Annotated in this window: 19 protein-coding genes; 14 read left to right on the top strand and 5 right to left on the bottom strand. The window is 72.0% G+C overall.

Annotated features, from left to right (window positions below):
* Nucleotides 1-44: 44 nt before the first annotated feature.
* Both ACQP17_RS17590 and ACQP17_RS17585 read right to left on the bottom strand, forming a co-directional pair.
* Nucleotides 45-1,373: an FG-GAP repeat domain-containing protein gene (locus tag ACQP17_RS17590; RefSeq protein WP_433857128.1), complete on the bottom strand. Its 1,329-nt coding sequence runs from the start codon at nucleotides 1,371-1,373 to the stop codon at nucleotides 45-47.
* Between the two features lie 170 nt (nucleotides 1,374-1,543).
* A complete protein-coding gene (locus ACQP17_RS17585; RefSeq protein WP_433857127.1) occupies nucleotides 1,544-3,811 on the bottom strand; it encodes a (Fe-S)-binding protein in 2,268 nt (755 codons plus the stop codon).
* A 288-nt stretch (nucleotides 3,812-4,099) separates the two neighbouring features.
* On the opposite strand from ACQP17_RS17585, the gene dnaK reads away from it, so the two are divergent.
* The 4 genes from dnaK to ACQP17_RS17565 are packed head-to-tail and all read left to right on the top strand — an operon-like array spanning nucleotide 4,100 to nucleotide 8,296.
* Nucleotides 4,100-5,968, top strand: coding sequence for a molecular chaperone DnaK (dnaK, locus tag ACQP17_RS17580; RefSeq protein ID WP_433857126.1), 1,869 nt, complete (start codon nucleotides 4,100-4,102; stop codon nucleotides 5,966-5,968).
* Nucleotides 5,965-6,624 (top strand): nucleotide exchange factor GrpE, encoded by a 660-nt coding sequence (gene grpE, locus ACQP17_RS17575; protein WP_433857125.1) that lies wholly within the window; start codon nucleotides 5,965-5,967, stop codon nucleotides 6,622-6,624. The genes dnaK and grpE overlap by 4 nt, the downstream gene beginning before the upstream one ends.
* A 45-nt stretch (nucleotides 6,625-6,669) precedes the next feature.
* The gene (dnaJ, locus tag ACQP17_RS17570) at nucleotides 6,670-7,842 is read left to right on the top strand and encodes a molecular chaperone DnaJ (RefSeq protein WP_433857124.1); all 1,173 of its coding nucleotides are present in this window, start codon (nucleotides 6,670-6,672) and stop codon (nucleotides 7,840-7,842) included.
* 1 nt (nucleotide 7,843) lies between these two features.
* On the top strand, nucleotides 7,844-8,296 hold the full coding sequence (locus ACQP17_RS17565) for a heat shock protein transcriptional repressor HspR (protein WP_189096565.1): 453 nt from the start codon (nucleotides 7,844-7,846) through the stop codon (nucleotides 8,294-8,296).
* Nucleotides 8,297-8,377: 81 nt separating this feature from the next.
* Here ACQP17_RS17565 and ACQP17_RS17560 read toward each other — a convergent pair whose 3' ends face one another.
* Both ACQP17_RS17560 and ACQP17_RS17555 read right to left on the bottom strand, forming a co-directional pair.
* Nucleotides 8,378-8,782: a hypothetical protein gene (locus ACQP17_RS17560; RefSeq protein WP_433857123.1), complete on the bottom strand. Its 405-nt coding sequence runs from the start codon at nucleotides 8,780-8,782 to the stop codon at nucleotides 8,378-8,380.
* 240 nt (nucleotides 8,783-9,022) lie between these two features.
* The gene (locus tag ACQP17_RS17555) at nucleotides 9,023-9,427 is read right to left on the bottom strand and encodes a pyridoxamine 5'-phosphate oxidase family protein (protein ID WP_433857122.1); all 405 of its coding nucleotides are present in this window, start codon (nucleotides 9,425-9,427) and stop codon (nucleotides 9,023-9,025) included.
* Between the two features lie 245 nt (nucleotides 9,428-9,672).
* Between ACQP17_RS17555 and clpB the strand changes: the two genes are divergently transcribed.
* Both clpB and ACQP17_RS17545 read left to right on the top strand, forming a co-directional pair.
* Nucleotides 9,673-12,303, top strand: a complete 2,631-nt coding sequence (gene clpB / locus ACQP17_RS17550) for an ATP-dependent chaperone ClpB (protein ID WP_433857121.1) — start codon at nucleotides 9,673-9,675, stop codon at nucleotides 12,301-12,303.
* 239 nt (nucleotides 12,304-12,542) lie between these two features.
* A complete protein-coding gene (locus ACQP17_RS17545; RefSeq protein ID WP_086718879.1) occupies nucleotides 12,543-13,079 on the top strand; it encodes a YbjN domain-containing protein in 537 nt (178 codons plus the stop codon).
* Nucleotides 13,080-13,160: 81 nt separating this feature from the next.
* Here the strand turns inward: ACQP17_RS17545 and ACQP17_RS17540 are convergent, their stop codons facing one another.
* A complete protein-coding gene (locus ACQP17_RS17540) occupies nucleotides 13,161-14,339 on the bottom strand; it encodes a pyridoxal phosphate-dependent aminotransferase (RefSeq protein WP_433857120.1) in 1,179 nt (392 codons plus the stop codon).
* A gap of 234 nt (nucleotides 14,340-14,573) precedes the next feature.
* On the opposite strand from ACQP17_RS17540, the gene ACQP17_RS17535 reads away from it, so the two are divergent.
* From ACQP17_RS17535 to ACQP17_RS17500, 8 genes are all read left to right on the top strand, one after another.
* On the top strand, nucleotides 14,574-14,855 hold the full coding sequence (locus tag ACQP17_RS17535; protein ID WP_433857119.1) for a hypothetical protein: 282 nt from the start codon (nucleotides 14,574-14,576) through the stop codon (nucleotides 14,853-14,855).
* 326 nt (nucleotides 14,856-15,181) lie between these two features.
* On the top strand, nucleotides 15,182-15,781 hold the full coding sequence (locus ACQP17_RS17530; RefSeq protein ID WP_433857118.1) for a DUF2617 family protein: 600 nt from the start codon (nucleotides 15,182-15,184) through the stop codon (nucleotides 15,779-15,781).
* 178 nt (nucleotides 15,782-15,959) lie between these two features.
* Nucleotides 15,960-17,678: a polyamine aminopropyltransferase gene (locus ACQP17_RS17525; protein WP_433857117.1), complete on the top strand. Its 1,719-nt coding sequence runs from the start codon at nucleotides 15,960-15,962 to the stop codon at nucleotides 17,676-17,678.
* A gap of 152 nt (nucleotides 17,679-17,830) precedes the next feature.
* Nucleotides 17,831-18,739, top strand: coding sequence for an SRPBCC domain-containing protein (locus ACQP17_RS17520; RefSeq protein WP_433857116.1), 909 nt, complete (start codon nucleotides 17,831-17,833; stop codon nucleotides 18,737-18,739).
* A gap of 99 nt (nucleotides 18,740-18,838) precedes the next feature.
* Nucleotides 18,839-19,732, top strand: a complete 894-nt coding sequence (locus ACQP17_RS17515) for an aldose 1-epimerase (RefSeq protein ID WP_433857115.1) — start codon at nucleotides 18,839-18,841, stop codon at nucleotides 19,730-19,732.
* A gap of 10 nt (nucleotides 19,733-19,742) precedes the next feature.
* A complete protein-coding gene (gene pyrE, locus ACQP17_RS17510) occupies nucleotides 19,743-20,285 on the top strand; it encodes an orotate phosphoribosyltransferase (protein WP_364881972.1) in 543 nt (180 codons plus the stop codon).
* Nucleotides 20,286-20,501: 216 nt separating this feature from the next.
* Nucleotides 20,502-21,524: a class II fructose-bisphosphate aldolase gene (gene fbaA / locus ACQP17_RS17505; RefSeq protein WP_249638193.1), complete on the top strand. Its 1,023-nt coding sequence runs from the start codon at nucleotides 20,502-20,504 to the stop codon at nucleotides 21,522-21,524.
* A gap of 102 nt (nucleotides 21,525-21,626) precedes the next feature.
* A complete protein-coding gene (locus tag ACQP17_RS17500; protein ID WP_433857114.1) occupies nucleotides 21,627-23,195 on the top strand; it encodes an MFS transporter in 1,569 nt (522 codons plus the stop codon).
* Nucleotides 23,196-23,212 lie beyond the last annotated feature (17 nt).

Here is a 23,212-nt window from a genome sequence, read left to right as displayed (position 1 = left end):
TGCGCCCACGGCCACCGCGGGCCTGAGTGGTGGTCATGAACCGCTCAGGGAGCGGTGAAGTCCGCCGTGGTGAACGAGAGGGCGGGCTTCGGGGCGGGGCCCGACGGGCCGCCGGGGTACACCGTCACCCTGTCGTGGGTGTGGCCGCGCCGGGTCAGCAGCACGAGATCGGCACGGTGGTCGCCGTCGAAGTCGTCGAGGGCGAGGACCGTGGAGCGCGAGCCGCCCGTCCCGGGGAGGCGGGGCACCGTGAGGCGGTGCACGGCGGTGGACAGCCCCTTCGCGGAGCCGGCGAGGAAGGCGGGGCGGGCGCCGCCTATGACGAGGTCGGTGTAGCCGTCGCCGGTCACCTCGGCGGCGGCGAGGGTGGGCGTGCCGCCGGTGTCCGTACGGACCGTGCCTGGGCGGCCGGCGACGGACAGCAGGCCGTTGGGGCCGGCGGTGACCGCCGTCGCGCCCCGGCCGCCGACGGAGAAGCGGCCGAAGACCGTGGCGTACCCGGGCGGATAGGCGGCCGGGCCCGCACGGAGCGGACCCCGGGGGCCGCCGAGCGCCAGACGGCTGCGGGCCGTGCGGCCGGGGCCGGCGGCGCGCACGAGGAGGTCGTCGGCGCCGTCGTGATCGAGGTCGGCGGCGGCGGAGAGGGGGGCCGCGGGGGCCAGGGCGGTACCGGGGACGGCGACCGGTGCGCCGGCCGCCTCGGGGGCGCCGGAGCGGGTGAACGGGCCGCGGAGGTAGCTGATCCGGGGGCCGGAGGCGGTGACGGCCAGATCCTGGGCGCCGTCCCCGTCGAAGTCGCCGCAGACGGGCTGGTCGGGCCATTCGTTGCCGAAGCGGGCCCGGGCGGGGATGCGCAGCCGCACGGAACGGGCCGCGCCGAGGCCCCGCGGCGAGCCGAAGAGGAGCTGGACGGGGACGGGCGGGCGGCCGATGCCGTCGTACGGCGGGTCGGTGGTGACGACGAGGTCGCTGAAGCCGTCCCGGTCGAGATCGCAGACGGTCTCGGCCTCGAAGGAGGCGGGCACGGTGGCGCCGGTGGGCGCGGCGTTGCGGGCCGGGGTGAGCAACTCCCGGGTGGCCGGGGCGAGTCCGTGCGCCGAGCCGTAGACGATGCCGATGCCCGGGTCGTCGTCATGGCCGCCGGCGGGCGCCAGCAGGCTGTCGACGACGAGATCGGGGTGGCCGTCCCCGTTGAAGTCCGGGTCGGTGGTGCTGCCGTGGCCGGCGGGGACGGCGCGCGCGGCGGGCAGCGAGGAGGCGCGGTGCCGGGCGGCGGGACGGCCGGCACCGGAGGAACCGAACGGATGGCAGGAGCTGAGGAGCAGGGCGAGCGCGAGCCCGCACCCCGCCGCCACCGCGGACCGTCCTCGCATGCCGTCCCCACCCCGTTCACTCACGCTGTCGTCGTGGCGTGCTTCGCCGCCCCTGATGCTCCCCGGCCGGCGGCCGTCCCGCAACGCCGGTCGCGGGCCTGTGGAAAACGCCGGCGGCCGGCCCCGTACAGCTACGGGACCGGCCGCCGGCCTGTGCGTTCACCGGGCGGCTACTGCACCGGCTCCGGCTCGGGGGCGTCCTTGGGCTCCTCGTCGCCCGCGGGGTCGACGGGGGTCCTGACGGAGTCCAGCAGCAGCTGGGCGACGTCGACGACCTGGATGGATTCCTTCGCCTTGCCGTCGTTCTTCTTGCCGTTGACCGAGTCGGTCAGCATGACGAGGCAGAAGGGGCAGGCGGTCGAGACGATGTCGGGGTTGAGCGACAGGGCCTCGTCGACGCGCTCGTTGTTGATGCGCTTGCCGATGCGCTCTTCCATCCACATCCGGGCGCCGCCGGCGCCACAGCAGAAGCCGCGCTCCTTGTGGCGGTGCATCTCCTCGTTCCGCAGGCCCGGCACCTTGGCGATGATCTCGCGCGGCGGCGTGTAGACCTTGTTGTGGCGGCCCAGGTAGCAGGGGTCGTGGTAGGTGATCAGACCCTCCACCGGCGTGACGGGGGTCAGCTTGCCCTCGTCGACGAGGTGCTGGAGCAGCTGGGTGTGGTGGATGACCTCGTACTCGCCGCCCAGCTGGGGGTACTCGTTCGCGATCGTGTTGAAGCAGTGCGGGCAGGTCGCGACGATCTTCTTCGAGGACTTCGGCTTCCTGGTCGACTCGTCCTCGTCATCCTCACCGAAGGCCGCGTTCAGCGTGGCCACGTTCTCCGCGCCGAGCTGCTGGAAGAGGAACTCGTTGCCCAGGCGGCGCGGCGAGTCACCGGTGCACTTCTCGTCGCCGCCCATGATCGCGAACTTCACGCCCGCGATGTGGAGCAGCTCGGCGAAGGCCTTGGTGGTCTTCTTGGCGCGGTCCTCCAGGGCGCCGGCGCAGCCGACCCAGTACAGGTACTCGACCTCGGTGAGGTCCTCGACGTCCTGGCCGACGACCGGAACCTCGAAGTCGACCTCCTTGGTCCACGCCAGACGCTGCTTCTTGGCCAGGCCCCAGGGGTTGCCCTTCTTCTCCAGGTTCTTCAGCATCGTGCCCGCCTCACTGGGGAAGCTGGACTCGATCATCACCTGGTAGCGACGCATGTCGACGATGTGGTCGATGTGCTCGATGTCGACCGGGCACTGCTCGACGCAGGCGCCGCAGGTGGTGCAGGACCACAGGACGTCGGGGTCGATGACGCCGTTCTCTTCGAGGGTGCCGATCAGCGGGCGCTCGGCCTCGGCCAGCGCGGCGGCGGGAACGTCCTTGAGCTGCTCCTCGCTCGCCTTCTCCTCGCCCTCCATCGTCTTGCCGCCGCCGGCCAGCAGATACGGGGCCTTGGCGTGCGCGTGGTCGCGCAGCGCCATGATCAGCAGCTTCGGCGACAGCGGCTTGCCGGTGTTCCAGGCCGGGCACTGCGACTGGCAGCGGCCGCACTCGGTGCAGGTGGAGAAGTCGAGGATGCCCTTCCAGGAGAAGTGCTCGATCTGCGAGACGCCGAACTGGTCGTCCTCGCCCGGGTCCTCGAAGTCGATCTCCTTGCCCTCGCTGGTCATCGGCTGGAGCGCGCCCAGCGCCACGTCACCGGACGCCTCGCGCTTGAACCAGATGTTGGGGAAGGCCAGGAAGCGGTGCCAGGCGACGCCCATGTCGGTCTTGAGGGCGACCGTGATCATCCAGATGAAGGAGGTCGCGATCTTGATCCCCGCGACGAGGTAGGTGAGGTTCTGGATCGCGGTGAGGCCGAGTCCCTTGAAGGCCAGGATCAGCGGGTACGAGGCGAAGAACCCGATCTCGTAGTGGTCCACACCGTGCTGGACGCCCTCCAGGGCGCGCAGCGTCATGATGCACACGCCGACGATGAGGATGACGGCCTCGACGAAGTACGCCTGGCCGAAGTTGGAGCCCGTGAAGCGGGACTTGCGGCCCGCCTTGCCGGGCTTGCTCAGCTGGCGGATGACGATCAGGGTCACGATGCCCAGCGTCGTCGTCAGGCCGAGGAACTCGACGAAGATCTCGTACGGCAGCCAGTCGCCGATCAGCGGGATCAGCCAGTCCGCCTGGAAGAGCTGGCCGATGGCGTTGACGATCGTCAGCAGCAGGGAGAAGAAGCCCACGGCCACGAACCAGTGCGCCACGCCGACGACGCCCCAGCGGTTCATCCGGGTGTGGCCGAGGAACTCCTTGGCCACGGTGACCGTGCGGCGCGTCGGATCGTCCGTCCGGGTGCCGGCGGGCACCGGCTGACCCAGCCGCACGAAGCGGTAGATCTGCAGGATGGCGCGGCCGAACAGGGCGACGCCGACCGCGATTAGGACCAGCGACACAATGATCGCGGCGAGTTGCATGGGTGGCTCCTCGAACCTGCGAGAGCGGAAAACTGAGCGGAACTACTAAGCGGTAACTTTTCGGGTCTGCGCTGAGGTTACCCATTCTCCCGTGCCCCATGAAGCCGCCCGGCCGGTGATCTGCGTCGCGAAGGCAACCCTCTGTGGCCCTGCGGGCGTCTCCGTGGAGACGTAGTGACGATAAGCGCCACATAAAACTTGAGCGCCACCGACTCACGTCTGTTGACAGGCTTTCTTCCGTGCTGCACTGTTGAGCCTGTTCCACTCAAGTCAGCTGGAGGAATTGAAATGGCACGTGCGGTCGGCATCGACCTGGGCACGACGAACTCCGTCGTCAGTGTTCTCGAAGGCGGTGAGCCCACCGTCATCACCAACGCCGAGGGCGCCAGGACCACGCCGTCCGTCGTCGCCTTCGCCAAGAATGGCGAGGTGCTGGTCGGCGAGGTCGCGAAGCGCCAGGCGGTCACCAACGTCGACAGGACCATCCGGTCGGTCAAGCGCCACATGGGCACCGACTGGAAGATCGACATCGACGGCAAGGGCTTCAACCCGCAGCAGATGAGCGCCTTCATCCTGCAGAAGCTCAAGCGCGACGCCGAGTCGTACCTCGGGGAGAAGGTCGTCGACGCGGTCATCACCGTTCCGGCCTACTTCAACGACTCCGAGCGTCAGGCCACCAAGGAGGCCGGCGAGATCGCGGGCCTGAACGTCCTGCGCATCGTCAACGAGCCCACCGCCGCGGCTCTGGCCTACGGCCTGGAGAAGGACGACCAGACCATCCTGGTCTTCGACCTCGGTGGCGGCACCTTCGACGTCTCGCTGCTGGAGATCGGCGACGGTGTCGTCGAGGTGAAGGCCACCAACGGTGACAACCACCTCGGTGGTGACGACTGGGACCAGCGCGTCGTCGACTACCTGGTCAAGCAGTTCCAGAACGGCCACGGCGTCGACCTGGCCAAGGACAAGATGGCGCTCCAGCGCCTGCGTGAGGCCGCCGAGAAGGCGAAGATCGAGCTGTCGTCCTCCACGGAGACGACGATCAACCTTCCCTACATCACCGCCTCCGCCGAGGGCCCGCTGCACCTGGACGAGAAGCTCACCCGCTCGCAGTTCCAGCAGCTCACCTCGGACCTCCTGGACCGCTGCAAGACGCCGTTCCACAACGTGATCAAGGACGCGGGTATCAACCTGTCCGAGATCGACCACGTGGTCCTGGTCGGCGGCTCGACCCGTATGCCGGCCGTCGCCGAGCTGGTCAAGGAGCTGACCGGCGGCAAGGACGCCAACAAGGGCGTCAACCCGGACGAGGTCGTCGCCATCGGCGCCACCCTCCAGGCCGGTGTCCTCAAGGGTGAGGTCAAGGACGTCCTCCTGCTGGACGTCACCCCGCTGTCCCTCGGTATCGAGACCAAGGGCGGCATCATGACCAAGCTCATCGAGCGCAACACCACGATCCCGACCAAGCGGTCCGAGATCTTCACGACGGCCGAGGACAACCAGCCGTCCGTGCAGATCCAGGTCTACCAGGGCGAGCGCGAGATCGCGGCGTACAACAAGAAGCTCGGGATGTTCGAGCTGACCGGTCTGCCGCCGGCCCCCCGCGGGGTCCCGCAGATCGAGGTCTCCTTCGACATCGACGCCAACGGCATCATGCACGTGACCGCGAAGGACCTGGGCACGGGCAAGGAGCAGAAGATGACCGTCACCGGCGGCTCCTCGCTGCCGAAGGACGAGGTCGACCGGATGCGCCAGGAGGCCGAGCAGTACGCGGACGAGGACACCAAGCGCCGCGAGGCCGCCGAGACCCGCAACCAGGCCGAGCAGCTCGTCTACCAGACCGAGAAGTTCCTCAAGGACAACGAGGAGAAGGTCCCGGGCGAGGTCAAGACCGAGGTCGAGGAGGCCCTCACCGAGCTGAAGGAAAAGCTCAAGGGTGAGTCCGCCGAGGGCGACAACACCGCCGAGATCCGCACGGCCACCGAGAAGGTCGCCGCCGTCTCGCAGAAGCTGGGCCAGGCCATGTACGCCGACGCCCAGGGTGCCGCCGGTGCCGCCGGTGCCGAGGGCGCCGAGCAGGCCAAGGCCGACGCCGCCGATGACGTGGTGGACGCCGAGATCGTCGACGACGAGAAGCCGAAGAAGGATGGTGCCGCGTGACGGAGGAGACCCCGGGCTTCGACGAGAAGCCCGACGTCCCTTCCGACGCCGCTCCCGAAGACGCGGCGCAGGCCGAGTCCGCCGACAAGGCGGGCTCGGCCCCGGCCGGGGACGTAACGGACATAGCGCTCCAGGCGCAGCTGGACCAGGTGCGTACGGCGCTCAGCGAGCGCACGACGGACCTCCAGCGGCTCCAGGCGGAGTACCAGAACTACCGCCGTCGGGTGGAACGGGACCGGGTGACGGTCAAGGAGATCGCCGCGGCGAACCTCCTGTCCGAACTCCTTCCCACCCTCGACGACGTCGGCCGTGCGCGTGAGCACGGCGAGCTGGTCGGCGGCTTCAAGTCGGTGGCCGAGTCGCTGGAGACCGTGGTCGCCAAGCTGGGTCTGCAGCAGTTCGGCACGGAGGGCGAGCCCTTCGACCCGACGATCCACGAAGCGCTGATGCACTCGTACGCACCGGACGTCACCGAGACGACGTGCGTGGCGATCCTGCAGCCCGGGTATCGCATCGGTGAACGAACGATCCGCCCCGCGCGGGTCGCCGTCGCCGAGCCGCAGCCGGGTGCCCAGGGCACCAAGTCCGGATCCGATGACGACTCACCGGGTGCCAAGGCTTCGGACGAGGAGAACGGTGGCCCGGACGAGGGCTGACGTGAGCGCAGACAGGAAAACCGTGCGGGAGGAGGGACGTCGGGGATGAGCACCAAGGACTTCGTCGAGAAGGACTACTACAAGGTCCTCGGCGTCCCGAAGGACGCCACCGAAGCGGAGATCAAGAAGGCGTACCGCAAGCTCGCCCGCGAGTTCCACCCGGACGCCAACAAGGGCGACGCCAAGGCCGAGGAGCGCTTCAAGGAGATCTCCGAGGCCAACGACGTCCTGGGCGACAGCAAGCGCCGCAAGGAGTACGACGAGGCGCGGGCGCTGTTCGGCAACGGCGGGTTCCGGCCGGGACCCGGCGGGGGCGGCGGCAACTTCAACTTCGACCTGGGTGACCTCTTCGGGGGCGGCCAGGGAGGCCAGGGCGGCGGCGGTTTCGGCGGCGGCCTGGGCGATGTCTTCGGCGGCCTGTTCAACCGCGGCGGGGCCGGTCCGCGCACCCACGCGCGCCGCGGCCAGGACATCGAGTCCGAGGTGACGCTCAGCTTCACCGAGGCGGTCGACGGGGCCACGGTCCCGCTGCGGATGTCCAGCCAGGCGCCGTGCAAGGCGTGTTCGGGCACCGGCGACAAAAACGGTACGCCGCGGGTCTGCCCGACCTGCGTCGGCACCGGCCAGGTCAGCCGGGGCGCGGGCGGTGGCTTCTCGCTCACCGACCCGTGCGCCGACTGCAAGGGCCGGGGCCTGATCGCCCAGGACCCCTGTGAGGTCTGCAAGGGCAGCGGGCGCGCCACCAGTGCCCGCACGATGCAGGTGCGTATCCCGGCGGGCGTCTCCGACGGGCAGCGCATCCGGCTGCGCGGCAAGGGCGCCCCGGGCGAGCAGGGCGGTCCGGCCGGCGATCTGTACGTGGTCGTGCATGTCGACGCCCACCCCGTCTTCGGCCGCAAGGGCGACAACCTCACCGTCACGGTGCCGGTCACCTTCCCGGAGGCCGCGCTCGGCGGTGAGGTCAAGGTGCCGACGCTGGGCGGCCCGCCGGTGACGCTGAAGCTGCCGGCCGGCACCCCCAACGGACGCACCATGCGGGCCCGCGGCAAGGGAGCGACCCGCAAGGACGGCACCCGAGGTGATCTGCTGGTCACCATCGAGGTGCTGGTCCCCGGTGACCTCAGCGACCGGGCCAAGGCGTCGCTGGAGTCGTATCGCGAGGCGACCGCGGGCCCGGACCCGCGGGCGGAGCTGTTCCAGGCCGCGAAGGGAGCATGAGATGGACAGCCGGGGCGGGCAGCGTCGTAACCCGTATGAACTGACCGAAGAGTCGCCGGTATACGTCATCTCCGTCGCGGCCCAGCTCTCCGGGCTGCATCCGCAGACCCTCCGGCAGTACGACCGGCTGGGGCTGGTCTCGCCCGACCGCACGGCCGGGCGGGGCCGCCGCTATTCGGCCCGGGACATCGAACTGCTCCGTACGGTGCAGCAGTTGTCCCAGGACGAGGGCATCAACCTCGCCGGCATCAAGCGCATCATCGAGCTGGAGAACCAGGTCGCGGCCCTGCAGCAGCGGGTCGTCGAGCTCCAGGGCGCCCTGGAGGGCGCGGCCAGCACGATGCAGCAGCGGGAGGCGGCGGTGCACGCCTCCTACCGGCGCGATCTGGTGCCGTATCAGGATGTGCAGCAGACCAGCGCGCTGGTGGTCTGGCGGCCCAAGCGGTCCGAGTAACGGGCCGGCCGGGCGGCCGTCCGGAGCGAGAAGTGGCGAAGGGCCGGGGAGACCCGGCCCTTTCCGCTGTGCGGGGGCGGTTCAGCGGCCGCTGTATCCGGCGGTCGGCATGGACAGCCGCCGGTGCACGTGGGACTTCATCGCGAGGGTGTAGACCGGCTCGTCGAGGTCCGCGGTCTCCAGCCGGACGCCGGCCGCGGCGCACCGGGCGCTGAACTCGTCGGCGCCGTGGATGGCGTTCTCCAGCGCCCGCCGGTTGGGCGCCACGAACACGTCGACCAGGCCCTCCTCGACGTCCCGCCACAGCGCGCCGTGGTCGGCGCGCAGCTGGTGCAGGCTCAGGCGGCAGGTGAGGTGGTACGCACGGGCCGCCGCCCACCGGGTGCACATGTCGTGCTGGCCGCGGTCGTCGACCAGAAACGGATCCTCGTCCAGCTCGGACAGCGGCATCAGGCAGGCGATCGCCGTGACTCGGACCGAGTTCATCGTGCCCTCCGGGGCGTGGCGACTGTGGGGGCGACGATACCCCCGTGGGCGGTCCGTGGTGGAGGGGCTGTACCGGGTGGAGAGGCGTATCCGCAGGCGTGGCAGATCTTCCAGCCGTCCTGATTGACGGCGAGCTGCCCGCCGCAGCGCGGACACAGCTCGGCCCGGGGCCGCGGCGGGGCGGGGCCGGGGTGGTGCGCAGCGGTCGTCATGGAGCGAGGGGCCGGCGCCATGCGGCGCTCAGGCCCGGCCCATGGCCCGGGTCACCGCGATCTCGATCATGACGCGGTCGGGGTTGGGGGCCGGCGTCCGGCCGTACCGCTCGGCATAGCGGCGCACCGCGTCGGCCACCGACTCGGCGTCCGTGCGCACCCGCGCCCGGCCCTCCAGCGTCGCCCAGCGCCCCTTGTCGACCTGGCAGACGGCCACCGCGGCACCGTCCGCGCCGGCGGCGAGGACGTTCTTGACCTTGGTGCTGTCCTTGCGGGTGATGATCCGCGCGATCCGCTGCCCGGCGTCGTAGGTGACGCCCACGGGGACGACGTGCGGGGTGCTGTCCGGGCGGGGGGTGGTGAGCGTCGGCATCAGATACTCGCCCCAGAAGGCGAGATAGTCCGGGCTGAGGGCGCTGAGGTCGTGGGCCATGGGGGCAAGCGTAGTTCGCGGCCGTGCGGCGGCCCGGGCCCGGCGGTGGCCGGCGGGTGACGGCGGGTGCGCCGGGGGTCGCTCACGGAGAGCGGGCGCGCCGGGCGGGGGCCGGCACTCCCGAAAGAGCCTTGAGTGCACTAGACTCAACTTATCGCATGCCGGTGTGAGCAGGAAGCGTCGGGACCGGGCGCCGGGCCGGGCGACGAGGCTGTTCAGGACGAGTCGAGGAGGATCACGCGCACGTGGACGCCGAGCTGACCAACAAGAGCCGGGAGGCGCTGAGCGCCGCCAATGAGCGGGCGGTCACCGCCGGGCATGCGGACATGACGTCCGCGCATCTCCTGCTCGCGCTGCTGTCCGGGCAGGACAACGAGAACATCATGGATCTGCTGTCCGCCGTCGAGGCGGACGCCGCGGCCCTGCGCAACGGGGCCGAGCGGCAGCTCGCGGCGCTGCCCAGCGTGCAGGGCTCGACGGTCGCGCCGCCGCAGCCGGACCGCGATCTGCTCTCCGCCATCGCGGACGCCACCCAGCGCGCCAAGGAGCTCGGGGACGCCTATGTCTCCACCGAGCACCTCCTGATCGGCATCGCGGAGAAGGGCGGGCGGACCGGCGCCCTGCTGGCCCAGCAGGGCGCCTCCGCCAAGAAGCTGCTGGCCGCCTTCGAGGCCAGCCGCGGCGGGCAGCGGGTGACCAACGCCGACCCGGAGGGCACGTACAAGGCGCTGGAGAAGTTCGGCACGGACTTCACCGCGGCCGCCCGCGAGGGCAAGCTCGACCCGGTCATCGGCCGGGACCACGAGATCCGCCGTGTGGTGCAGGTGCTCTCCCGCCGTACCAAGAACAACCCGGTGCTGATCGGCGAGCCGGGCGTCGGCAAGACCGCCGTCGTCGAGGGGCTGGCGCAGCGGATCGTCAAGGGCGACGTGCCCGAGTCGCTGCGCAACAAGCGGCTGGTCGCGCTGGACCTGGGGGCGATGGTCGCGGGCGCCAAGTACCGCGGTGAGTTCGAGGAGCGGCTGAAGACCGTCCTGGCGGAGATCAAGTCCAGCGAGGGCCAGATCATCACCTTCATCGACGAGCTGCACACGGTCGTCGGCGCGGGCGCCGGCGGCGACTCGTCCATGGACGCCGGCAACATGCTCAAGCCGATGCTGGCCCGTGGTGAGCTGCGCATGGTCGGCGCCACCACGCTCGACGAGTACCGCGAGCGGATCGAGAAGGACCCGGCGCTGGAGCGGCGCTTCCAGCAGGTGCTGGTCGCCGAGCCGACCGTCGAGGACACCGTGGCCATCCTGCGCGGACTCAAGGGCCGCTACGAGGCCCACCACAAGGTGCAGATTGCGGACTCCGCGCTGGTCGCCGCCGCCTCCCTCTCCGACCGCTACATCACCTCCCGGTTCCTGCCCGACAAGGCCATCGACCTGGTCGACGAGGCCGCCTCCCGGCTCCGGATGGAGATCGACTCCTCGCCCGTGGAGATCGACGAGCTCCAGCGCGCGGTCGACCGGCTCAAGATGGAGGAGCTGGCGCTGCGCAACGAGACCGACGCCGGCTCCGTCCAGCGCCTGGAGAAGCTGCGCAAGGACCTCGCCGACAAGGAGGAGGAGCTGCGCGGTCTGACCGCCCGCTGGGAGAAGGAGAAGCAGAGCCTCAACCGCGTCGGCGCGCTCAAGGAGAAGCTCGACGAGCTGCGCGGGCAGGCCGAGCGCGCCCAGCGCGACGGCGACTTCGACACCGCCTCCAAGCTGCTCTACGGCGAGATCCCGGGCCTGGAGCAGGAGCTGGAGGAGGCGGCCGCCGCCGAGGCCGAGCAGGAGGCGTCCAAGGAGTCCATGGTCAAGGAGGAGGTCGGGCCCGACGACATCGCGGACGTGGTGGGCGCCTGGACCGGCATCCCGGCCGGCCGGCTGCTGGAGGGCGAGACGCAAAAGCTCCTGCGGATGGAGGAGGAGCTGGGCCGGCGGCTGATCGGCCAGACCGAGGCCGTCCGGTCGGTCTCCGACGCCGTACGCCGCACCCGCGCCGGCATCGCCGACCCCGACCGCCCCACCGGCTCCTTCCTCTTCCTCGGCCCCACGGGTGTCGGCAAGACCGAGCTGGCCAAGGCCCTCGCGGACTTCCTCTTCGACGACGAGCGGGCGATGGTCCGCATCGACATGTCGGAGTACGGTGAGAAGCACAGCGTCGCGCGGCTGGTCGGCGCGCCGCCCGGCTACGTCGGCTACGAGGAGGGCGGCCAGCTCACCGAGGCGGTCCGCCGCCGTCCGTACTCCGTCGTGCTGCTGGACGAGGTGGAGAAGGCCCACCACGAGGTCTTCGACGTCCTGCTGCAGGTCCTCGACGACGGGCGGCTCACCGACGGCCAGGGCCGCACGGTCGACTTCCGCAACACCATCCTCATCCTGACCTCCAACCTCGGCTCGGGCTTCCTGATGGACCCGCTGCTCAAGGAGGACCAGAAGCGGGAGAAGGTGCTGGAGACGGTCCGGGCCTCCTTCCGGCCCGAGTTCCTCAACCGCCTCGACGACGTGGTCGTCTTCCACCCGCTCGGCACCGACCAGCTCCAGCGGATCGCCCGGATCCAGCTGGACCACCTCCAGCGCCGCCTCGGCGACCGCCGGCTGACGCTGGACGTCACCGACCGCGCCCTGACCTGGCTCGCCTGGCTCGGCCAGGAACCGGCGGCCGACGCCCCGGCCCCGGACATGTCCTACGGCGCCCGTCCGCTGCGCCGCCTGGTCCAGACGGCCATCGGCGACCCGCTCGCCCGCGCGATCCTCTCCGGCGAGGTGCTCGACGGGGACACCGTGCGGGTGGACGTGGACGGCGACCAGCTGTCGGTGGAGCCGGTGGGGCACGCGGCGGGCTGAGCGGGGCGCCGCGGCGCCGGGGCCCGGCCCCCGTGCCCCGGGCCCGGGCTCCGGGCCGCACCGGCGGGGTGCGCCGCCGCGCCGCGCCGCGGGGCCCTCACGGCCGGCCGGTGCGGACCGGCCGCCCGCCCGCGGGCGTGGCCCGGGCGACGGCCCGCCCGTATCCGTCTCGTCCCGGGTTGCCAGTACGGGGCGGATGTGGGGGAGGATGGCAGGGACCATACGAAGGGAATTCCACGGTGAGCATCGACCCGTCCTCGATTCCGAATTTCGGGGGCCAGCCCGAACCCGAGCCCTCGGGGCCTGAGGGTCCCGTCGTGCCTGACCAGGACCTGGTCAAGCAGCTCCTCGACCAGATGGAGCTGAAGTACGTCGTCGACGAGGAGGGTGACCTCGCCGCTCCGTGGGAGCAGTTCCGCACGTACTTCATGTTCCGGGGCGAGGAGGAGCAGCAGATCTTCTCCGTCCGTACGTTCTACGACCGCGCCCACGGCATCGACGACAAGTCGAAGCTGCTGGAGGCGATCGACGACTGGAACCGCCGGACGCTGTGGCCCAAGGCCTACACCCACACCCATGACGACGGCACGGTCCGTCTGATCGGTGAGGCATCGATGCTGATCGGCACCGGTGTTTCGCTCGAACACTTCGTGTCGAGCACGGTCAGCTGGGTTCGCGCCTCGATCGAATTCGACAAGTGGATCGTCGAGCAGCTCGGCCTGGAGGCCGAGATCGAAGGCGACTCCGACGAGAAGCCGGGCGACGACGAGGCCTGAGTCCCCGTCCGCAGTGCGGCTGCGCGGGCCCCGGAGCTTTCGGCTCCGGGGCCCGCGTCGTCATGTGTGCGGCTCTGTCGCTCAGAGCTTCTGCAGCCGGTCGGCCGCCTCGCGCAGGACGTCCACGCCCTTGCAGAACGCGAAGCGGACGTAGGGCGCGCCCTCGTCCTTGTGGTCGTAGAACACGGCGTTGGGGATGGCGACGACACCGGCGCGCTCGGGCAGGGCGCGGCAGAAGGCGAAGCCGTCGTCGTGGCCCAGGGGGCGGATGTCGGTGGTGATGAAGTAGGTGCCGGAGGGGGTGAAGACGCGGAAGCCGGCGTCGGCCAGTCCGCGTGCCAGGACGTCCCGCTTGGTGCGCAGGTCCTCGCGCAGGCCGCTGTAGTAGCTGTCCGGCAGGGCGAGCGCCTCGGCGACGGCGTACTGGAAGGGGCCGGCGGAGACGTAGGTGAGGAACTGCTTGGCCGCGCGCACGGCGGTGACCAGCTCGGCGGGCGCGGTGACCCAGCCGACCTTCCAGCCCGTGAAGGAGAAGGTCTTGCCGGCCGAGCTGATGGTGACGGTGCGCTCGCGCATGCCGGGGAACGACGCGAGGGGGAGGTGCTCGCCCTCGAACACCAGGTGCTCGTAGACCTCGTCGGTGACGACGAGCAGATCGCGCTCGACGGCGAGGCGGGCGATCTCGGCGAGTTCCGGGGCGGACAGGACCGTGCCGGTGGGGTTGTGCGGGGTGTTCAGGAGGATCAGGCGGGTGCGGTCGGTGACGGCGTCGCGCAGCTCGTCGAGGTCGAGGCGGTAGCTGCCGGCCTCCGGGTCCGGGCGCAGGGTCACCGGCACGCGCCGGCCGCCCGCCATCGCGATGCACGCGGCGTAGGAGTCGTAGTACGGCTCCAGCGCGATGACCTCGTCGTCCGGCTCCAGCAGCGCCAGCAGGGTGGCCGCGATGGCCTCGGTGGCGCCGGCGGTGACCAGGACCTCGGTGTCGGGGTCCCAGGACAGGCCGCGGTGCCCGTAGAAGCGCTCCTGGTGGGCGGCGACGGCGGTGCGCAGCTCCGGGACGCCGGGGCCCGGCGGGTACTGGTTGCCGCGGCCGTCGCGCAGGGCACGCACCGCGGCCTCCCTGACCTCCTCGGGCCCGTCGGCGTCGGGAAAGCCCTGGCCGAGGTTGAGGGAGCCGGTCCGTACGGCGAGGGCCGACATTTCGGCGAAGATCGTGGTGCCGAATTCGGCGAGGCGGCGGTTGAGCAGCGGTCGGTCCATGCCGGCCATCCTCCGCCGAACCTCTGGAGTTCCTCAACTGTGCTTTGAGACCGCGTGGCCCGGGCATCAGCCCCGGGCGAAGGACAGTGACGGCCGTCGACGAGGACGGCCACCGGCGCGGGACGGTGCCGGGACGGCGCACGGGGCGCCGGACGGGGAGCGGAGGCGCCCCACTGCCCAAAGGGCGTGCGAGGTGCCCCCACGCTTCGGGGGAACGAAAGGAGTGTGAGGCACATGGGAATCGTCATGTTTCTCGTGATCTGCGCGGTGGTCATCGGGCTGGTGGCCCTGGCCTCGCGGGGCGGGGCCCGGCGCGGGAGGACCTCCGGCGCCGCGGGCGGCTGGTGGCTCAGCGGCGACGGCTCGGGCGGTGGGCACCACGGCCACCACGGCGGCGGGCACCACGGCGGCGGGCACCACGGAGGCGGGCATCACGGGTGCGGCGGCGGCCATTCCTGCGGGGGCGGTGGCTGTGGTGGCGGCGGTGGCTGCGGTGGCGGGGGCGGCAGTTCCTGATTCACGAGCGCGGTTTTTTCACGGCATTATGCGGGTGGCTCATTGCTCATCGCATATGCACACGGCGGGTGCGGGGTAAATACCAACACCCGCCGTACGCTTGCGTGTTGAACAACTGAACTGGAAGGCCCCCGCGCGGATGTAAACCCGGGTGGAGATGGGTAAAAGCGCTGTGGGCGACCGGGCTTTCATGATTCCCTCTTCATCAGAGAATCCCCCACGTTCTCCGATCCCACGTGGGCACGAGCCGGCAGGCAGTCGTACATTCCTGATCCTTCTCGGGCGGGCCGGCCCACCATTCCACTGCGTGCTTGCGGAGCCGACCCATGCTCACCACTTTGACAGCGGCGTACACCGATACCCGTGCCTCCGACCTGGCCTGGGCGCTGGGCAGGGAACCCCTGCCGGCGCTGGCCGTACTCGATCTTCAACTCCATGGCGCCCAGCTTCAGTTGAGGCTGCTGGGCGCCTCCCATCAGGTGCTCCTGGAACAGGAGCGCGGCAGGTGCTCCGAAACGGTCGCCTGTATGCCGGGCAGCAGCACCCCGCTGCCGCTCGGTGTGGCAAAGCGGCTGGGGGACTGGGAGTACGAATTCGCCGCCCATGTGGAGACCCTTTCGCGCGGCTCGTTCGCCGGGCGGGCGCAGGAATTGCTCGCGCTGGTCGCCGAGCATCCGCACGGCCTGGCCGGGACGTTCCCCGGTTCGCCGCACGCCTTCACCGCGATGCTGGCGCAGTGTCAGCAGGGGCAGGTGCGCTGGCGGACCTGGCACGCGTATCCACAGGAGGGGCGCCTGGTGGCCACCCGCACCCGGGTGGGCGTACGGACGGCGGTCGCGGCGGGCCGGCGGGAGCCGGCGGAAAGTGACCGGTCCGGCCGGCGGGAGCGTGCGGGAGCGTGGGCGGGGCGAGGGGCGCGAGGGTGATGCGCCGGGGGCAGGGAGGTCCGGCGGGGCGCGCATTGCGGGGTATGCGCGGCCGGTGTGGCACGGACGCCCCTGCGGTGCCCCGTGTGCCGCCGCGCCCCCAACTGCCGTACGGCGCCCGCAGACTGTACTCGTGTGGGTGACGGAGGGGCACCGAATCGTCACGTAACGTTCACGCATGATCGACCCGTCAGAGCCCGCTCCCACCGGAGTCGTCGGGCCGCCGGAGGACCTGACCCCGGCGCGGCTGCCCGTGCCGGCCGGGCTCGGCCGACTGCTCGTCCTCGGCATCGTCTTCGTCTGCGCCGCCTGCGGTCTGGTCTACGAACTCGAACTCGTCGCGATGGCGACGTACTTGGTGGGGGACTCCGTCACCCAGGCTTCCGTCGTGCTGTCCGTCATGGTCTTCGCGATGGGGGTGGGCGCGCTGCTCGCCAAGCGGCTGCGCTGCCGGGCGGCGGTCGGCTTCGGCGCGGTCGAGGCGGGTCTCGCACTGGTCGGCGGCGCCTCCGCGATGGCGCTGTACGCCGGCTTCGCGTGGTTCGGCCAGTCCCGCTCCGCGCTCGTCGGCTTCTCCCTGGCCATCGGCATCCTGATCGGCGCCGAGGTGCCGCTGCTGATGACGCTGATCCAGCGGGTGCGGCGGCAGGACGCGGGCGGTGCGGTCGCCGACCTCTTCGCCGCGGACTACGTCGGCGCGCTCGTCGGCGGACTGGCTTTCCCCTTCCTGCTGCTGCCGAGCTTCGGGCAGCTGACCGGCGCGCTGCTGACCGGCGTCGTCAACGCGGTGGCCGGGGCCGTGCTGGTGCTGTGGCTCTTCCGCCGTGATCTGACCGTCCGCGCCCGCTGGGCGCTGCTCGGCGTCAACGCCCTGGTGCTCGCGCTGCTGGCGGCTGGCATGGTGCTGGCCACGCCGTTCGAACGGGCCGCCCGGCAGGCGGTGTACGGCTCCTCGGCGCGGGTCGCGGTGCAGACCGGCATCCAGGAGGTGGTGATGACCGGCGGCACGGGCGGGGGAGCCGGGGTGGGGCGGGGGAGGAAAGGTTTTGGCGGGCCGCTGGCGCTGTATCTGGACGGCCGGCTGCGGGTCAGCTCGGAGACCGAGTTCCGCTACCACGAAGCGCTGGTGCATCCGGCGATGGCGGGTGGTCCGCACCGCCGGGTGCTGGTCCTCGGCGGCGGGGACGGGCTCGCGGTGCGCGAGATCCTGCGCTACCGCTCGGTCCGTTCGGTCACCGTCGTCGAACTCGACCCGGGTGTGCTGCGGTTGGCGCGGAATGACCCGGGCCTCTCCCGGCTCAACCGGCACTCGCTCGCCGATCCCCGGGTGCGGGTGGTGACCGAGGACGCCTTCGACTGGCTGCGGCAGCAGGGGATGAGCGCCCGGCGGCGGGCCCCGTACGACGTGATCGTCTCCGACCTTCCCGACCCCGGGATCGCCGCCAGCACCAAGCTCTACTCCCAGGAGTTCTACGGTCTCGCCACGCGGGTGCTGGCCGGTGACGGGCGGCTGGTGGTGCACGCCGGGCCGCCGGTCGAACGGGCGCGGCTGTACTGGACGGTGGACGCGACGCTCCGCTCCGTGGGGCTGGCCACCGTGCCGTACCGCGTGCCGGGCCGGCCCGCGTCCTTCTACGGGGGCCCGGACCGTGCGGCGCACCCCCTCCCGCTGGTGGACGCCGAGGTGCCCGCCGCCGCGCCCTCGGCCGGGCGGGGCCGCTACTGGGGCTTCCTGCTGGCCGCGCGGCACCGCCCGCGCTTCGGACTGGCGCCCGACGCGCCCCCGCTGGCGGGCCTGGGCCGGGAGGAGCTGGAAGCCGGTAGGCGCGGGTCGGCCCGCGGCCGCATCCCGGGGCTGCCGCCGTCGACGCTGATACATCCGCGCTATCTCGGGTGAGCGGGCGGCACCGGGTCCGGCGGTCGGCGGCGCTCGGGCGTGCGGGGAGTGTGCGGGCGCGGGCCGCTGCGAGGGGGCTGCTGCGGGCCGGTGCGCGGAAAACCGTGCGTGGGCGGGCACGGGTCCGGGCGTGCTGGGTAGGCTCCCATGTCATGGAGCATGAGGTGTACGTTCCGTTTCCCGTCGGGACCGTGCGGCAGGCGCTCAGCAGGCCCGAGCGGGTGGCGCGCTGTGTCCCAGGAGTCCAGCTCGATGCCGACGCGGCCCCGGGGCGCGCGGAGGGCCGGCTGCGGCTGCGCATCGGAAGCTCCACCATCACCTACCGCGGCTCGCTGACGGTCGCCGCCACGGACGACGCCACCGGCGGCGACGGTGCGGCCGCCGTGGTGACCGTCGAGGCCAAGGGTGCCGAGTCGCGCGGCGACGGGGCGGCGGTGCTGTCCCTGACCCTGCGGCTGTTCCCGGCCACCGAGCCCGGACCCGGTACGCGGCTGGTCTGCTCCGGCACGGTGCACAGCGACGGCCGGCTCGCCGAGGCCACCGGTCACGCCGCGGAGACCGCCGGCCGCCGGCTGCTGGACCGCTTCGCGGCGAACCTCACGGAGGACCTGCGGCAGCGGCCGGCCGGGGAGTCCGGGGGTGGCGCGGAGTCCGGTCCCGGGGCGCCGCCGCCGTCCGGGGATTCGCCCGGCGAGGACGACGTCCTCGGGGCGGCGGACACCGGCGACGCGGCCGGCGCCGAGGATTTCGAGGGCGTCGACGGGCTCGACGGCGACGAGGCGGCGGAGGCCTTCCACGCCGTGCACGAGGAGCGGCCCGAGCACGCGTACGGGCACGACGAGGACGGGCTCGCCCCCGCCGAGGCGGCGCACGCCCGCCGGACGATGATCGGACGCAGCGCGGAGGAGGTCGACCACGCCCCGCCGCGCGGCCGCTATGCGCCGGTGCCCGCGCCCGAACCGCACGGCACCTCGATGACCCTGCGCTGGGCGGCGCCCGCCGCCGCGGTCGTGCTGGCCTCCGCCGTGGTCGTCGGCCGGGTGCTGCGCCGGCGCCGCTGACCCGGCTCCGCCCCGCGCCGTTCGCGGGCCGCGGCGGACGGCCGCCGGGAGGCCGCGGCGTCCCGCCCCGGGGAACCGGGCCCCGCTAGGGTCGCCTGCGTGAGTACCGACAACACCACGCAGCACGCAGCGCGGACCGGGGCGCCTCAGGGCGTACGGCTGGCCGCCGGAGACGCCGAAGTGATCGTCCGGCCGGACAACGGCTGCCGGATCGCCGGCCTCCGTGTCGGCGGCACGGAGCTGCTGCGGCAGGGCGACCATTACGGCTGCTTCCCGATGGTTCCGTGGTGCGGCAGGCTCGACCACGGGCAGTTCCGCAGCGGCGTCGCCGCGGGCAACGGGGCGCGGGGCGGCGGCGTACTGCACCAGATGCCGCTCAACGCCGCGCCGCACGCCATCCACGGCACCGGCCGCAACCTCCGCTGGCGGACGGCGCGTTCGAGCGCCACCGAGGCGGTCTTCACCTATGAACTCACCGACCCGGCGGCCCCCTGGCCGTACCCGGGCCGGGTCACCCAGCTCGTCGAACTGGCCGAGGACGGCGGCTCGCTGACCGTCACCCTGGGCATCGAGACGATCGACGACTCCTTCCCCGCCCAGGCAGGCTGGCACCCCTGGTTCCGGCGGAATCTGGGGGAGGGCGGCGAGGACGTCCGGCTCGACTTCGCGCCCGAGTGGCAGGAGGAGCGGGGCGAGGACCACCTCCCCACCGGCCGGCGGATCCCGCCGGTGCCCGGCCCCTGGGACGACTGCTTCGGCATGCCGCAGGGCGTCCGGGCCACGCTCACCTGGCCGGGACGGCTGGAGCTGACGGTCGCCAGCCGCGCCGAGTGGGTGGTGGTCTACGACGAGCAGGAAGAGGCGGTCTGTGTCGAGCCGCAGTCCGGCCCGCCGAACGGTCTCAACACCCTGCCGCGCCTGGTCACCCCCATCGATCCGCTGGAGGTCTCCATGACCTGGAGCTGGCGGAGCCTGGCCGGGGACAGCGCCTAAGCTCGTGCGTATGAGTGACGACGTGCGCGGCGCGCTGCTGCAGCAGATCAAGAACAAGGCCGTGGTGCACGGCAAGGTGACGCTTTCCTCCGGCAAGGAGGCCGACTACTACATCGACCTGCGCCGGATCACCCTGGACGGCGAGGCCGCGCCGCTGGTCGGGCAGCTGATGCTGGACCTGACCGCCGAGCTGGACTACGACGCGGTCGGCGGGCTCACGCTCGGCGCCGACCCGGTCGCGACGTCGATGCTGCACGCCTCGGCCGCGCGCGGCCGGCGGCTGGACTCCTTCGTCGTCCGCAAGGCGCAGAAGGCGCACGGCATGCAGCGCCGCATCGAGGGCCCGGACATCACGGGCCGCCGGGTCCTGGTCGTCGAGGACACCTCCACCACCGGCGGCTCGCCGCTGACCGCCGTCGAGGCGGCGCGGGAGGCGGGTGCCGAGGTCGTCGCGGTGGCGACGATCGTGGACCGGGGTGCCGCGTCGGCCATCGCCGAGGCCGGCCTGCCCTACCTCACCGGCTACCAGCTCGGTGACCTCGGCCTGGGCTGAGGTCCGGCCGGGCCCCGCTCCGGCGCGGGCACGACTCTGAGCTGCGGCTTTGCCGAGGGGCGGCTGGTTTCACGTGAAACCGGCCGCCCACTGTGCGAGACGGCCGGGCGGGCAATGCGGCCCGATCGGCCTTGTCTGGGAAGATGTGCTCGGCGAAGTCCTCGCCCCCTGGTCAGGGCCAAGAACGCACACCCCGCACACACAAGGAGCGGACAGATGCCCATCGCAACCCCCGAGGTCTACAACGAGATGCTGGACCGGGCGAAGGCAGGAAAGTTCGCCTACCCGGCCATCAACGTCACGTCGACGCAGACGCTGCACGCCGCGCTGCGTGGCTTCGCCGAGGCCGAGAGCGACGGCATCATCCAGATCTCCACCGGTGGTGCGGAGTTCCTGGGCGGCCAGTACAAGAAGGACATGGTGACCGGCGCGGTAGCCCTCGCCGAGTTCGCGCACGTGGTGGCGGAGAAGTACGACGTCACCGTCGCGCTGCACACCGACCACTGCCCCAAGGACAAGCTCGACGGCTACGTCCGCCCGCTGTTGGACATCTCCGCGGAGCGCGTGGCCAAGGGGCAGAACCCGCTCTTCCAGTCCCACATGTGGGACGGCTCGGCCGAGAACCTGGCCGACAACCTCGCCATCGGCCAGGAGCTGCTGGCCAAGGCCGCCGCCGCCAAGATCATCCTTGAGGTCGAGATCACCCCGACCGGCGGCGAGGAGGACGGCGTCACCCACGAGATCAACGACGAGCTGTACACCACGGTCGACGACGCGCTGCGCACCGCCGAGGCGCTGGGCCTGGGCGAGAAGGGCCGCTACCTGCTCGCCGCCTCCTTCGGCAACGTCCACGGCGTGTACAAGCCGGGCAATGTCGTGCTCCGCCCCGAGCTGCTGAAGGACCTCCAGGAGGGCGTGGGCGCCAAGTACGGCACGTCGGCCCCGTTCGACTTCGTCTTTCACGGCGGCTCCGGCTCCACCGAGCAGGAGATCGCCACCGCGCTGGAGAACGGCGTGGTCAAGATGAACCTGGACACCGACACCCAGTACGCCTTTACCCGCCCGGTCGCGGACCACATGTTCCGCAACTACGACGGCGTGCTGAAGGTCGACGGCGAGGTCGGCAACAAGAAGACCTACGACCCGCGCAGCTGGGGCAAGCTGGCCGAGGCCGGCATGGCCAAGCGCGTCACCGAGGCCTGCACCCATCTGCGCTCGGCCGGCACCAAGATCAAGTAGTCCGGGCGGTCCGACCCTTACGGGTGCGAAGGCCCCGCATCTCCTGGTGAGATGCGGGGCCTTCGCCGTGCAGACCGCCGGTTCGCCGGGCAAGCTCGCGGTATGAGTGAACGGCAGGAGTCCGCGGCCCCCGGAGGTGTCCGGCTGACCTCGGCACGGGGCCGGTGGGTGCTGGCGACCGCCGTGCTGGGGTCCGGGATGGCGATGCTCGACAGCACCGTCGTCAATGTCGCCCTGCCCAGGATCGGCGAGGACCTCAACGCCGATCTGGCCGTGCTCCAGTGGACGGTCACCGCCTACATGCTCACCCTCTCCTCGCTGATCCTGCTGGGCGGCGCGCTCGGCGACCGGTTCGGCCGGCGCCGGGTGTTCGTGATCGGCGTGGTGTGGTTCGCCGCGGCCTCGCTGCTGTGCGGGCTGGCGCCGAACGCGGGGGTGCTGATCACGGCCCGGGCGCTGCAGGGCGTGGGCGGTGCGCTGCTCACCCCCGGTTCGCTGGCGCTGATCCAGGCCGTCTACCACCCGGACGACCGGCCGCGGGCGGTCGGCGCCTGGTCCGGGCTCGGCGGGGTGGCCGCGGCCGTCGGCCCGTTCATCGGCGGCTGGCTGGTGGACGGCGCGGGCTGGCGCTGGGTGTTCTTCCTCAACGTGCCGCTGGCCGCCGTGTGTGTGCCGGTGGCGCTGCGGCACGTCCCCGAGACCCGGGAGCGGGACGCCCGCGAGCGCCGCGGGTTCGACGTGCCCGGCGCGGTGCTGGGGGCGCTGGCGCTGGCCGGGGTGACCTATGCGCTGATCGCCGCGCCGGCCGGGGGCGCGTCGGTGGGCGTGATCCTGCCCGCGGTCCTCGGCGTGCTGCTCGGGGTGGTCTTCGTCCGGGTCGAACGGCGGCGGCCGGATCCGATGCTGCCGCCGGCCATCTTCAGCATCCGGCTGTTCTCCGCCGTCAACGTGGTGACCCTGTGCGTCTATGCCGCGTTCGGCGGTTTCTTCTTCCTGTCCGTGCTCCAGCTCCAGGTCGTGGTGGGCTATTCGGCGCTGCAGGCCGGCACCGCGCTGTTGCCCACCACCGTGCTGATGCTGCTGCTGTCCGCCCGCTCCGGCGCGCTGGGGCAGCGCATCGGGCCCCGGATCCCGCTGACCGTCGGGCCGCTGCTGTGCGCCGCGGGGATGCTGCTGATGACGCGGGCGGACCGGGGCTCCTCGTACCTCACCGATGTGCTGCCCGCGCTGGTGGTGCTGGGCGCGGGCATGGTGACGCTGGTCGCGCCGCTCACCTCGACGGTGCTGGCGTCGGTGGACGTGGACCGCGCGGGCCTGGCCAGCGGCATCAACAACGCGGCGGCCCGGGCGGCGAGCCTGGTGGCGGTCGCGGCGCTGCCGCTGCTGGCGGGCATCGGCCCGGAGGCCTATCGCTCGGCGGACCAGTTCGGGGCGGCCTTCCGGCGGGCGATGCCGCTGTGCGCGGGGATCCTGGTGGTGGGTGCGCTGATCGCGTTTCTGACGGTGCGCACCCCGGTGGCGCAGGCTGCCGAGCCGGCCCTGGCGGAGCGGTGCCACCCGGAGTGCACCTTCCACTGCGGGGTGGGCGCCCCGCCGCTCGATCCGGGCGGGATACGGGTGCGGGAGGCGCAGCCGCCGCGGGGCGGCGGAGCGGCGCCGGAGGGCGGATGAGCGGGCCGATGACCGCC

The organism is Streptomyces kronopolitis (assembly GCF_050953795.1).
GTDB lineage: Bacteria > Actinomycetota > Actinomycetes > Streptomycetales > Streptomycetaceae > Streptomyces > Streptomyces kronopolitis_A.
The sequence above is the reverse complement of the archived record's forward strand: the minus strand, read 5'-3'. Positions and strand labels throughout refer to the sequence as shown.